Annotated in this window: 11 protein-coding genes; 1 reads left to right on the top strand and 10 read right to left on the bottom strand. The window is 59.5% G+C overall.

Annotated features, from left to right (window positions below):
* Positions 1–42 precede the first annotated feature (42 nt).
* The 6 genes from aroK to AC1DHT_RS17640 are packed head-to-tail and all read right to left on the bottom strand — an operon-like array spanning position 43 to position 5,432.
* Complete coding sequence (aroK, locus tag AC1DHT_RS17665; RefSeq protein WP_427537739.1) at positions 43–561, bottom strand: shikimate kinase AroK; 519 nt, start codon at positions 559–561, stop codon at positions 43–45.
* A gap of 4 nt (positions 562–565) precedes the next feature.
* On the bottom strand, positions 566–2,644 hold the full coding sequence (locus AC1DHT_RS17660; RefSeq protein ID WP_427537736.1) for a type IV pilus secretin PilQ: 2,079 nt from the start codon (positions 2,642–2,644) through the stop codon (positions 566–568).
* A gap of 13 nt (positions 2,645–2,657) precedes the next feature.
* Positions 2,658–3,185, bottom strand: a complete 528-nt coding sequence (locus AC1DHT_RS17655; RefSeq protein WP_442114529.1) for a pilus assembly protein PilP — start codon at positions 3,183–3,185, stop codon at positions 2,658–2,660.
* The gene (gene pilO / locus AC1DHT_RS17650; protein WP_054595229.1) at positions 3,182–3,805 is read right to left on the bottom strand and encodes a type 4a pilus biogenesis protein PilO; all 624 of its coding nucleotides are present in this window, start codon (positions 3,803–3,805) and stop codon (positions 3,182–3,184) included. Before pilO ends, AC1DHT_RS17655 begins: the two co-directional genes overlap by 4 nt.
* Positions 3,802–4,368, bottom strand: a complete 567-nt coding sequence (locus AC1DHT_RS17645) for a PilN domain-containing protein (protein ID WP_427537729.1) — start codon at positions 4,366–4,368, stop codon at positions 3,802–3,804. Before AC1DHT_RS17645 ends, pilO begins: the two co-directional genes overlap by 4 nt.
* Entirely contained in the window at positions 4,368–5,432 is a 1,065-nt protein-coding gene (locus AC1DHT_RS17640) for a pilus assembly protein PilM (RefSeq protein ID WP_427537726.1), read from the bottom strand. The genes AC1DHT_RS17645 and AC1DHT_RS17640 overlap by 1 nt, the downstream gene beginning before the upstream one ends.
* A gap of 216 nt (positions 5,433–5,648) precedes the next feature.
* On the opposite strand from AC1DHT_RS17640, the gene AC1DHT_RS17635 reads away from it, so the two are divergent.
* Positions 5,649–8,087, top strand: coding sequence for a penicillin-binding protein 1A (locus AC1DHT_RS17635; RefSeq protein ID WP_477761423.1), 2,439 nt, complete (start codon positions 5,649–5,651; stop codon positions 8,085–8,087).
* A gap of 72 nt (positions 8,088–8,159) precedes the next feature.
* On the opposite strand, the gene AC1DHT_RS17630 is transcribed toward AC1DHT_RS17635, so the two are convergent.
* The 4 genes from AC1DHT_RS17630 to rpmE all read right to left on the bottom strand — a co-directional run bounded on the left by AC1DHT_RS17630 (position 8,160) and on the right by rpmE (position 12,024).
* Positions 8,160–8,549: a DUF6124 family protein gene (locus tag AC1DHT_RS17630; RefSeq protein ID WP_054593867.1), complete on the bottom strand. Its 390-nt coding sequence runs from the start codon at positions 8,547–8,549 to the stop codon at positions 8,160–8,162.
* Positions 8,550–9,531: 982 nt separating this feature from the next.
* Positions 9,532–10,800, bottom strand: coding sequence for a malic enzyme-like NAD(P)-binding protein (locus AC1DHT_RS17625; protein ID WP_054595225.1), 1,269 nt, complete (start codon positions 10,798–10,800; stop codon positions 9,532–9,534).
* A gap of 181 nt (positions 10,801–10,981) precedes the next feature.
* On the bottom strand, positions 10,982–11,800 hold the full coding sequence (locus tag AC1DHT_RS17620) for a thermonuclease family protein (protein ID WP_427537722.1): 819 nt from the start codon (positions 11,798–11,800) through the stop codon (positions 10,982–10,984).
* A gap of 8 nt (positions 11,801–11,808) precedes the next feature.
* On the bottom strand, positions 11,809–12,024 hold the full coding sequence (rpmE, locus tag AC1DHT_RS17615; RefSeq protein WP_145016632.1) for a 50S ribosomal protein L31: 216 nt from the start codon (positions 12,022–12,024) through the stop codon (positions 11,809–11,811).
* Positions 12,025–12,238 lie beyond the last annotated feature (214 nt).

Raw genomic sequence — 12,238 nt, 5'->3', positions numbered from 1 at the left:
GGTCATGACCGGAGCCGAGGATAGCGCATTTCGCCCTGTGCATTAACGGGGAGGCAGCTGCTGCAAGCGTTCCAGGATGTCCAGGACTACCATCCGCGGCGGCCGCTCATCGGTTTCCACCACCAGGTCGGCGATTTCCCGATACAGCGGATCGCGCAATGCCAGCAGATCCCGGAGGGTTTTTGCCGGATCGGCAGTACGCAACAGCGGACGATTGCGATCGCGCGCGGTGCGCCCGACCTGCTGCTCGACGGATGCGTGCAGATACACCACGCGCCCGCCAGCATGCAGGGCCAGACGATTGGCTTCGCGCATCACCGCGCCACCGCCCGTCGCCAGCACCACGCCATCGAGCGCGCACAGCTCGGCGATCATCGCCTGCTCGCGGTCGCGAAAGCCGGGTTCGCCTTCTTTGTCGAAGATCCACGGGATATTGGCGCCCGTGCGCAATTCAATTTCCTTATCGGAATCCTTGAACGGCAGGCGCAGCTCTTTGGCCAACAAGCGACCGATGGTGCTTTTTCCAGCACCCATCGGCCCAACAAGAATCAAATTTCGCACAGAATCAATGACTCACAGCAATCGCCTGGTTATTCATGATACGCGGAGTGAGAAATACCAGCAGCTCGGATTTTTTCTCCGACACCACGTCACGCCGGAAAAGGCGGCCAAGATACGGCACATCACCGAGAAATGGCACCTTATCTACAACCTTGCTCTGAGTATTTGAGAAAACCCCGCCAATGACGATGGTTTCGCCATCGTTGACCAGTACCTTGGCATTGACCTCGTTCTTCTTGATCGGCGGAACATCCTGCACTTTGTTCAGGTAGTCCGGCTCATCCTTGGTGACCTTGACCTCCATGATGATGCGGTTGTCCGGGGTGATCTGCGGCGTTACCTCCAGAGACAGCGAAGCCTCCTTGAACGCCACTGATGTCGCGCCGCTGGAGCTGGCTTCCTGATAGGGGATTTCCGTGCCTTTGAGGATCTTCGCGGTTTCCTTGTCGGAGGTGACCACTTTGGGTTGAGAGACGATTTCGCCGTTACCGGTCTTCTCCATGGCCGTCAGCTCAAGGTCCAGCAACACGTTATCGGTGATGAAGGCGATGCCTATCCCCGACGTATTTCCCGCCGCGCCCATGTCGACGAACGGTGAGTTGGTGCTGGTGCTGCCCGGCGTACCAATGGTCGATGAGGCGTTGGCCCCGTTGCTGACCCCGGAGGCATTCCAGTTACCCTTGTTGCGGACCGAGCCGCCCCAACGCACGCCGAGGCTTTTGTCGTAGTCGACGTTGGCTTCGACGATCCGCGCCTCGATCATCACCTGGCGTACCGGAATATCCAACTGAGCGACGATTCGCCGTAGCTCATCCAGGCGATCCTGGGTCTGGTAGGCGATGATATTGTTGGTTCGCTCGTCGACAGTGATCGAGCCACGCTCGTCGACTTTCGCCTCGGCGCTGGTCACCGACTGGAACAGCTTGGCGATATCCGCCGCCTTGGCGTAGTTGACCTGCAACAGCTCACGGCGCAGCGGCGCCAGCTCGGCGATCTGCTTGCGCGACTCCAGCTCCTGGCGCTCGCGGGCGGCAATCTCGTCTGCCGGCGCGACCAGCAAGACGTTGCCGATCTTGCGCTTGTCCAACCCTTTGGTCTTGAGCACCAGATCCAGCGCCTGATCCCACGGCACGTTTTGCAGGCGCAAGGTAATGCTGCCCTGCACCGTGTCGCTGGCCACCAGATTGAGATTGGTGAAATCGGCAATCAGTTGCAGCACCGAGCGCACGTCGATGTCCTGAAAATTCAACGACAGCTTCTCGCCGCTGTAGGCGAAGCGCTCTGCGTTGCGCTTCTGCAGATCGTCGACGGTCATCGGGCGGACGCTGACGGTCAGCTTGTTATCGGTCTGGTAAGTCGAATAGTCATATGTACCACCGGGCTCAATGCTGATGCTCGCTTTATCGGCGGACGCACTGGCGTTGACGAACTGCACCGGCGTGGCGAAATCCTTGACGTCCAGACGAACCCGCAACCGTTCAGGCAGCTGGGTTTTGGCGAAGGTGAGGATGATCTTGCCGTCACGTTCCTGGATGTCCGGGCTTATACCGGCGTCTGACAAATCAATGACGACATTGCCTTCACCCTGCGCACCGCGCTGAAAATCCACGCCGCGAATGGCCTTGATCACGGGAGCATAAGTCTTGGCTGCCACTGGCATAGCGCTCGCCACTCGCGGTGCCGCGGGCCGGGGTTTCTGAGCGGCAGCCTGCCCAATCACCACGAACAGCGTGTTGCCCTCGACTCGCGTGCTGTAAGGCGTCAACTGTGTCAGGTTGATGATCAAACGGGTGCGGTCCTTGGCCTCGACCACTGTCGCACTGCGAGCGTTGCCGCCTCCCAGATCCCGCGTCTTGCTCGCCAGTTGGCTGCTCACACCCGGCAGATCGAGGGCGATGCGTGCCGGCTGATCAGTGGTATAGCCATGAGGCGTCGGCGGTGGCCCGTCGAAAGCCAGTTTCAACTCGATGCGATCACCCGGCAGCGCGGCGACATCCAGCGCTTTGAGATTGGCTGCCTGCACCATCGGAGAAAGCAGCGCCATCCATAGCGAAAGACCGAGGGTTGAGAAGATCCTGTTCATGATACGAGTTCCACTATGAGTGCTCTTTCAAAGGAATAGTCCGCGCTCGCTCCAGCCAGACACCTTGGCCATCGGGAACGATTTCGACCACATCGACTTGCGAGTCGCTGATGGCCACGATCCGGCCATCGTTGCGCCCCAGGTAGTCACCGACCTTCAGCCGATGCACCCCACCGGCACCGCGCAGCAGCGCAAAGGCGCCGGACGCATTGGAAATAGTGCCGACCATTTCAAACTGCTCGATGTTGAAACCTTCAAGGTATTGCTTGACCCGGCTCGGATCGGGCTTGACGTTGCGTGCCCCCGGTTTTCGACCTGCCAGGTCGACCCTGATCTGCGGTGAAAACGGACTGCGCAACGACGCAGCACTGTAAGTGAATGTCTCGTAGGACCTGAACGTCGGCACCGGCTCGATCTTGCCGGGCGGGTGCAGGCGTACCTCGTTCATGTAGGCGTCCAGATCGCTGAAGTCGTTACCGTTGCCGCAACCGGCAAGCCCTCCCAGCAGCACAGCCAGCGAAAACCATCGGGCCGCGTTCATTTCTGCAACCCCTTGTCGTTGTAGCGGTAAGTCTTGGCCAGGATGTTCATGCGCAGTTTCGCGCCGCTGCCCGGAACGACCGGCTCGACGTTGAAATCGTGCAGGGTGACGATCCGCGGGAGGTTGGCGACGCCACTGACGAAGGTCGCCAGGTCATGGTAGGCGCCAGTGACAGTGATCTGGATCGGCAGCTCGATGTAGAACTGCTGGGTGACTTCCGGCAGCAGCTTGATCTCTTCAAACTCCAGCCCGCTGCCCAATCCGGTGCGAGTGATGTCTTCCAGCAGACCGGGCACCTCGGTATCGCCGGGTAACTGCCGCAACAGCACGCCGAAGGAGGTTTCCATTGCTTTCATCTGCTCGATGTAGCGCTCCAGATTGGCCGCCATGTGCGCCTTGCTCGCGAACTGCTCCTTGAGGGTGGCTTCCCCGGCGCGGGCCTGCTCAAGCTGATCTTCAAGATCCTTGAGGTAAAAGCTGTAGCCCAGCGCCAACACCAGCACGATCAGCAGCCCGCTGGCCAGGCCTTTGATCGCCGTGGGCCAGGAGCCTATGTTGTTCAGGTCCAGGTCGTTGATATCGACCTTGCGCAACCCCTCGAACCATTGGGACGGACTCATTTCGCGTCCTCCGCTGCGGCCGGTTGAGACTGACGAACAGTCAACTGAAACACGTTGGCCTGATCCAGCGCGCCGGCCGTGGTCGCTTTGACCTCGGCCAGGTTCGGCGACTCGAACCGGTCGGAGGCATCGAGGTTGCGCAACAACTCCGAGACGCGATTGTTCGATTCTGCCGCCCCGCTGATGGACAGCGTTTTATCGACCAGTTTCACGTCGGTGAAATACACCCCGTCCGGCAGCCTGCGCGCCAGTTGATCGAAAATACGTGCGCTGACCGATCGATTGCCTTGCAAGTCCTGGATGATCCGCATCCGCTCCACGAGTTGCCGACGACGGGTTTTCAGATCGCTGATCTGCTTGATCCGGTCATCCAGCACGGCGATCTGTTTGCCGACGTAATCGTTGCGGGCGACCTGTCGATCAATCGCACTGCTGATGGCCTGGTCACCCAGAAAAATCACCCCTACCGCCGCCGCCAGCGCGCCGGCCAACCCCAACAGGAAGCGCTTGCGACGCTCCTCACGCAGCTCTTCGCGCCAAGGAAGAAGATTGATCCGCGCCATCAGTCGAAACTCCTCAACGCCAGGCCGCAGGCGATCATCAGCGCCGGCGCATCACTGGCCAGGGCGCCGGCGTTGACCTTGCTGCTCAATGTCATGTCCGCAAACGGATTGGCCACCTGCGTCGGCGTGCCCAAGCGTTGCTCGATCAGTCGATCCAGCCCGGTGACCGAGGCTGTGCCACCGGCCAGCAGGATGTAGTCGATCGCGTTGTACTGACCCGAGGCGAAAAAGAACTGCAACGATCGCGAAACCTGCTGCACCAGCGCCTCGCGGAACGGTTGCAGGACTTCGCTGGCGTAGTCTTCAGGCAAGCCACCCTGTTTTTTTCCAAGACCGGCCTGTTCGACGGTCATGCCATAGCGGCGCTGGATTTCCTCCGTCAACTGACGACCGCCGAACAACTGCTCGCGGGTGTAGATGATTCGGCCGTTGGACAGCACGCTCAAGGTGGTCATGGTGGCACCGATGTCGACCACGGCTACCGTCGAGCGCTCGGTCACGCCGGCCAACTGTGCCGTCAGCAAGCCGAATGAACGCTCCAGCGCGTACGCCTCGACATCGACGACCCGTGCGGTCAGGCCGGCAAGGGCCAACGCGGCTTCGCGAACTTCGACGTTTTCCTTGCGACAGGCCGCCAGCAATACATCGACCCGCTCGGGATTACGCCGGGAAACGCCCTGCACTTCAAAATCGATGGCGACTTCTTCGAGGGGATAGGGAATGTATTGGTCAGCTTCAATCTTCAGCTGATTTTCCATCTCATCAGGGGAAAGCCCGGCGTCCATTTCGATGATCTTGGTGATGACCGCCGATCCGGCAACCGCCACCGCGACACTCTTGACGCTGGTTTTGGCCTTGAGCAACACCCGGGACAATGCCTGCCCGACACCTTCGAGTTCGGCGATATTTTTTTCGACCACGGCATTGGTCGGCAACGGCTCTACCGCGTAGGCTTCGACCCGGTATCGATTGCCTGCACGGCTTAGCTCGAGAAGCTTCACCGAAGTGGAGCTGATATCGATCCCCAAAAGCGTGCGGCTTTTTTTATTGAAGAGTCCCAGCACTTGCAATTCCCTATGACTATCCGTGAGTTACGGACTCTTTATGATTCATTGCGTTCAATAGCTGCGTCTTGACAGAGGCGCCAAATGCGCTTTTGGCGGAAAAATGCTTATAATGGCCAGCGTTTTTTCCGCTTTCTCAAGCGCGGGTCGACCCTTGCTTACCTTGAATGCCCTGACGCCTAATTCATTCTTTACCCTGGATGTCCAAAAGCCTTGATTCGTCTGCTGAAATTTTTCGGGTGGTCCATCGTCGCCGTTTTCTGCGGACTGCTCCTCGGTCTGAGCGGCGCTTTTCTTTACCTTAGTCCGGGATTGCCATCCGTGGAGGCGCTGAGAAGCATTCAGTTGCAGATTCCTTTGCGGGTCTACAGCAGCGACGGCAAATTGATCGCCGAGTTTGGCGAAATGCGCCGCACGCCGATCCGCTTCGCCGACATCCCACCGAATTTCATCAATGCGTTACTCAGTGCCGAAGACGACAACTTCGCCAATCACTATGGCGTCGACCCCAGCAGCCTGATGCGTGCCGCGAGCCAACTGGTCAAAAGCGGACACATTCAATCCGGCGGCAGCACCATCACCATGCAGGTGGCGAAGAACTTCTTCCTSASCAGCGAACGCAGCTTCTCGCGCAAGACCACSGAAATCCTCCTGGCCCTGCARATCGAGCGTCAGTTGACCAAGGACGAGATCCTTGAGCTCTACGTGAACAAGATCTATCTGGGCAACCGCGCCTACGGCATCGAGGCGGCGGCGCAGGTGTATTACGGCAAGTCGATCCGCGACGTCAGCCTGGCGCAGATGGCGATGATCGCCGGCCTGCCGAAAGCCCCTTCGCGCTTCAACCCGCTGGCCAACCCGGCGCGCAGCAAAGAACGTCGCGACTGGATCCTGGGGCGCATGTACAAGCTCGGGAAAATTGACGAAGCAGCGTATCAGGCCGCGATCAACGAGCCGCTGAACGCCAGCTATCACGTGCCGACGCCGGAAGTGAACGCGCCGTACATCGCTGAAATGGCCCGTGCCGAAATGGTCGGCCGTTATGGCAGCGATGCCTACACCGAAGGTTTCCGCGTCACCACGACCGTACCGAGCAACCTTCAGGAAATGGCCAACACCGCCGTTCATGAAGGCCTGATCACCTACGATCAGCGTCACGGCTACCGCGGCCCTGAATCCCGCCTGCCGGGCAAGACGCCCGATGCCTGGGCCACGGAACTGACCAAGCAGCGCACCATCAGCGGCCTGGAACCGGCCATCGTCACCCTGATCGAGAAAAACGGCGTGCAGGTCCTGACCCGCAACGGCGAAGAACATGTCAGCTGGGACAGCATGAAATGGGCGCGCCCGTTCCTGAACACCAACAGCATGGGCCCGGCACCGAAGCAGCCATCAGACGTCGCCCAGGTCGGCGACCTGATTCGCGTACAGCGCCAAGCGGACAACGCCCTGAAGTTCAGCCAGATTCCGGTCGCCCAAAGCGCACTGGTTTCGCTGGACCCTCAAAACGGCGCCATCCGCGCGCTGGTCGGCGGCTTCGCTTTCGAGCAGAGCAACTACAACCGCGCCATGCAGGCCAAGCGCCAACCGGGCTCAAGCTTCAAGCCATTCGTCTACAGCGCTGCGCTGGATAACGGCTACACCCCGGCAACGCTGGTGAACGACGCACCGATCGTGTTCGTCGACGAGTACCTGGACAAGGTCTGGCGTCCGAAGAACGACACCAACACCTTCCTCGGCCCGATCCGCATGCGTGAAGCGCTCTACAAGTCGCGCAACCTGGTATCGATCCGCCTGCTCCAGGCGCTGGGCGTCGATCGCACCATCGACTACATCAGCAAGTTCGGCTTCAACAAGCAGGACTTGCCGCGCAACCTGTCGCTGGCCCTGGGCACCGCAACRCTGACGCCGATGGAAATCGCCACCGGCTGGAGCACCTTTGCCAACGGCGGCTACAAGATCACCCCGTACATCATCGACAAGATCGAAAGCCGCAACGGTGACACACTATTCGTCGCCAACCCGCCAAGCGTGCCAAAAGGCGATATCGCCAGCAACGGGATCGCAGCGCCAGTGAGCAACACCTTTACGGTCAACCCGACACCAGGCGAAGCCCCGGTGGCGCAAACCACCACACAAGCACCGGCCGTCGCAGAACGGATCATCGACGGGCGCACCACCTTCATCCTCAACAGCATGCTTGAAGACGTGATCAAGCTCGGTACCGGACGTCGCGCCCTGGCCATGGGCCGCAGCGACATCGCGGGCAAGACCGGGACCACCAACGAATCCAAGGACGCCTGGTTCTCGGGCTACAACGCTGATTACGTGACCACGGTCTGGACCGGTTTCGACCAACCGGAAAGCCTTGGCAAGCGCGAGTTCGGTGGCACCGTGGCGCTGCCGATCTGGATGAACTACATGAGCGCCGCGCTCAAAGGCAAACCACCGCATACCCAGGCCGAGCCGGAAGGCATCCTCAGCCTGCGGGTTGACCCGGTCAGCGGCCGTGCAGCCACCCCAAGCACGCCAGGCGCCTACTTCGAGCTGTTCAAGTCCGAAGACTCCCCGCCATCGATCAACGAACTGGGCAACGGCAATGCACCGGGCAGCCCACTGCCCGCGGACGAAGCGGCGCCGATCGACCTGTTCTGATCGCGCAGCCCCAACAAAAAGCCCCGCTCTTCGTTTGAAGGCGGGGCTTTTTTGCGTCTGGAGTTCGCAGTTCTACTCTTTGACGTAAAACTGGTCCGACTCCGACGGGTTGTAGTCATCCAGCGCCTTGTCCACCAACAACAAAGCACCATCGACCATCCGGCAAATCGCCAACGCCACACTGCGGCGCGAACCCTCGATTTCGAATGCCAGGTCGGCGGCCATGACCTTGACTGAGGCCAGATCCTCTGAGGCATTGGCCAACAGGCTTTCGAGGCCTACGTCGGGTGAAACGCTGAACAAGCGGTCTGAGCGCAAGTCGCTGAAGCGCAGTTTGGCGAGGGTGGGTTTCAGGTAGTGATCGAGGGCGCGGTGCGCAGCGTCGTGGAGCTTTTTTGAATCGAGGGATTCGTAGGGGGAGACGTCGTCGTGTTCTGGGGGATTAGGGGTTTCTTTGATCATGATGGAGCTCCTTGATTGTTGGAGCTACCACCGTCCGCGGTCAAACGAAAAGGTGGCAGCTGTACGCGGGTTGACCGACCAGGAATCAAGGAACCCGGCACACCCGAAGGTGTCCCACGCACAGCCGCCATGACACGATACCTCAGACGCAAAAAAAGCGCCTGGAATAGGTCTTGGGCGCTGGTGCGCCTTGATTTATACGGACGGTCAAATCCGGTCGCTGAATGGGCAGCGACGATCAAAGGCTAGAGGCCACGCTTCCGAGGGGCAACCTTAAAGACTTGTCGGAGATTTCTACGGTGCCCGTGATGCTGTCATCAAGTTCCGGCCTCATCCTACGGGCATTACACAAATGATCGTTCCTACGCTCTGCGTCAGCTCGTGAAGCGGAACGCGGAGCGTCCCTGGCGGCATTCCTTTGCTGCGTGCGGGAACGATCTAAAGCCGTTCACGCCCCAACCACTCAGGCCGACCGGTAGGTCGCCGTGCTTTGCTGTTGATCTTGATCCACCCGCCCCTTCGGGAGGCCGAGTGGAGGTGTTCATCAGGGGGGGTGGGCGCGCAGCGCCGTACGGCGCAGCCGGACACATCGAGAGGAGGTCGTCGCGAAGCAGACCGTAGGCGATGCCCCCTGATGGACACCGGAGTGAGGGTACGCCGAGCCTAGGCGAGGTGCCGTACGCTTGGGGCGAGACCTTTTGGGTACTTTTGGGGCGTTTGCCAAAAGTGCCTCGCCGTAAGGGCGAAATCCTAAGCGGCCGTTACCGCAGGAATGGATATGTACACCTGCGAGAGGTTGGTCGGCTATTAGGCCGCCTTCGCGAGCAGGCTCGCTCCCACAGTTTTGATTGGGGTACACCTGCGAGAGGTTGGTCGACTGTCAGGCCGCCTTCGCAGGCAAGCCAGCTTGCATGGTAAATGACAGGCATAAAAAAACCCCGACTCGCGAGAGCCGGGGCTTTTTAGGGGACGCTACAACGGCTTAGCCGTTGAACACGTCATCCACGCTTTTCAGCGGGTAGTTCTTCGGATACGGCAGAGTCGCCACACCCGTCTCGATTGCAGCCTTGGCCACAGCATCCGAGATCACAGTGATCAAACGCGCATCCATTGGCTTCGGAATGATGTACTCACGACCGAATTCCAGCTTGATGCCACCGTAAGCGTCACACACTTCCTGAGGCACTGGCAGCTTGGCCAATTCACGCAGAGCGTTGGCCGCAGCCACTTTCATCTCTTCGTTGATGCGCTTGGCGCGAACGTCCAGAGCACCACGGAAAATGAACGGGAAGCCCAGTACGTTGTTCACCTGGTTCGGGTAGTCCGAACGACCAGTCGCCATGATCACGTCGTTACGGGTGGCGTGAGCCAGTTCCGGGGCGATTTCCGGATCAGGGTTCGAGCACGCGAACACGATCGGGTTGGCCGCCATCAGCATCAGGTTTTCAGCGCTCAGCAGGTTCGGGCCGGACAGGCCAACGAACACGTCTGCACCTTTCAGGGCGTCAGTCAGCGTACGCTTGTCGGTCGCGTGAGCGAAGACAGCTTTGTACTGGTTCAGGTCGTCACGCTCGGAGTGGATCACGCCGGTACGGTCAACCATGAAGATGTTTTCGATCTTGGCGCCCATGCTCACCAGCAACTTCATGCAGGAGATAGCGGCAGCGCCAGCGCCCAGGCAGACGATCTTGGCTTCCGGCAGGGTTTTGCCAGCGATTTCCAGGGCGTTGATCATGCCGGCAGCGGTCACGATCGCGGTGCCGTGCTGGTCATCGTGGAACACCGGAATGTCGCACTGCTCGATCAGAGCACGTTCGATCTCAAAGCACTCGGGTGCCTTGATGTCTTCCAGGTTGATGCCACCGAAGGTGATGGAGATACGCTTGACGGTGTCGATGAAGGCTTGCGGGCTTTCAGAGTCGACTTCGATGTCGAACACGTCGATACCGGCGAAGCGCTTGAACAGCACGCCTTTACCTTCCATCACCGGCTTGGAAGCCAATGGGCCAAGGTTACCCAGGCCGAGAATCGCGGTGCCATCGGAAATGACTGCAACCAGGTTGCCCTTGCCGGTGTATTTGTAGGCCAGTTCAGGATCGCGGGCGATTTCGCGTACTGGTTCGGCTACGCCGGGGCTGTAGGCCAGCGACAGATCGCGGGCGGTAGCGGTGGCCTTGGTGAGCTCGACACTCAGCTTACCTGGACGAGGATGGGCGTGATATTCGAGAGCGGCAGTTTTCAAATCAGACATGTGGGCATTCCGCTTTTACTGTTGAACGACGGACCGCCGAGGATACTCGCGTCGCAAAGTCCCCACAAGACTGACCGGTCACCCCTGTCAAGCGCCCTACCCTACGACTTTGGGCCAAGAGCCACGGAACATAAGGGCTCAACTGTTCACAATCAACTTAAAAAATGTCGACAATTTCTTTTCACGGTACAGCTTGCAGCATGGCCGGATGGGTCAATGGCAATAACCAGCGCGCTTGACCGGAATCCAGACCACCGCGCCGTGAGCGATCGATCACCCAGCCACGCGCCTCGATCCGCTTGCCGTTGAGCCGCTCCAGAGCCGCCATATCGAATTGACCGAACAGATTGGGTGCAACGTGCAATACAACCGAATCCTGCAACTCGATCCAAATTCCGCCACGATTGCGCTGAACCTTGCTCACACGTCCGCTGAGCAGCGCAAAACCCGATTGGTTGATCTGCTCCGTTTTCAGCACAGGTGACTGCCGCCACAACCCCAGCCTGGCCTGCCGCGCAGTGTGTTCGGCGGCCTGTTGGCAACTGACAAAATCGACGTTCGGTGCCACTGCCACCAGGTAACCAAGCCCCTCGGCGAGCATCTGCGCTTCAAGATTGTCACCGTTGGCACTATAGAGATGAGCCAGGGTGCGCCCGTAACGATCCTTACCCTCTTGTCCCGCCAGCAAACCCAACCGTCCGTCGCTTGCCGCCACCAACGCTTGCAGACGTTTGCGTGCAGCCGCCGCGAATGGCTCGTCGGAGCGACCTTTCTTGCCCAGTTCCGGGGTATTCAAACCGATCATGCGCACATTGCGGCCGTCGCTCAGGCGCACCGTGTCGCCATCGACCACGCGTTGCACGCTGACAGCTTCCAGCTGACTGGCTGGCGCAGGACAGAGGGCGTGGGCGCTGGAGAGCCAAATCGCGGACATAAAAAAGGCGCCCGCTAGGGGCGCCTTTTTCATCAGTCTGGAGAAGTCGAAACGACTTTCCAACATGATCAGTCTTAGGCTTTTTTGCCAAAAGCACCGAAACGATCGGCGAACTTCTGTACACGGCCGCCGGTATCCAGAGTCTTCTGCTTACCGGTGTAGAACGGGTGGCACTCGTTGCAAACGTCGATCGGCAGAGCTTTGCCGAAGGTCGAACGGGTTTCGAACTTGTTGCCACAGCTGCAGGTAACAGCAATGACTGGGTAATCTGGATGGATATCGGCTTTCATGGTGTCTTCCTCAGGCTAGCGTGCCGCCACCCAACACTATTGTTGAATACCGCACGTAATTAGGCCGCGGATTCTACCAGACCTTTGCGATCACGCAAGCTGTCCAAAGTGTCCTCCATCAGAAAAGACTGTTCGATTCTGGCGGCGGCTTTTAATGCCATGCGACGTTGCCGCTCCTCCCCATAGCGCGCTATGGCTCGTCGCGGCGCCTTGC

The organism is Pseudomonas sp. 05N432 (assembly GCF_056396945.1).
The sequence above is the reverse complement of the archived record's forward strand: the minus strand, read 5'-3'. Positions and strand labels throughout refer to the sequence as shown.

Bases quoted from the DNA above. Each gene is read 5' to 3' on its own strand.
- AC1DHT_RS17630 (WP_054593867.1), bottom strand. From the start codon at position 8,549: ATGATCAAAGAAACCCCTAATCCCCCAGAACACGACGACGTCTCCCCC.
- pilO (WP_054595229.1), bottom strand. From the start codon at position 3,805: ATGAGTCCGTCCCAATGGTTCGAGGGGTTGCGCAAGGTCGATATCAAC.
- AC1DHT_RS17645 (WP_427537729.1), bottom strand. From the start codon at position 4,368: ATGGCGCGGATCAATCTTCTTCCTTGGCGCGAAGAGCTGCGTGAGGAG.
- AC1DHT_RS17655 (WP_442114529.1), bottom strand. From the start codon at position 3,185: ATGAACGCGGCCCGATGGTTTTCGCTGGCTGTGCTGCTGGGAGGGCTT.
- AC1DHT_RS17620 (WP_427537722.1), bottom strand. From the start codon at position 11,800: ATGTTGGAAAGTCGTTTCGACTTCTCCAGACTGATGAAAAAGGCGCCC.
- AC1DHT_RS17660 (WP_427537736.1), bottom strand. From the start codon at position 2,644: ATGAACAGGATCTTCTCAACCCTCGGTCTTTCGCTATGGATGGCGCTG.
- rpmE (WP_145016632.1), bottom strand. From the start codon at position 12,024: ATGAAAGCCGATATCCATCCAGATTACCCAGTCATTGCTGTTACCTGC.
- AC1DHT_RS17625 (WP_054595225.1), bottom strand. From the start codon at position 10,800: ATGTCTGATTTGAAAACTGCCGCTCTCGAATATCACGCCCATCCTCGT.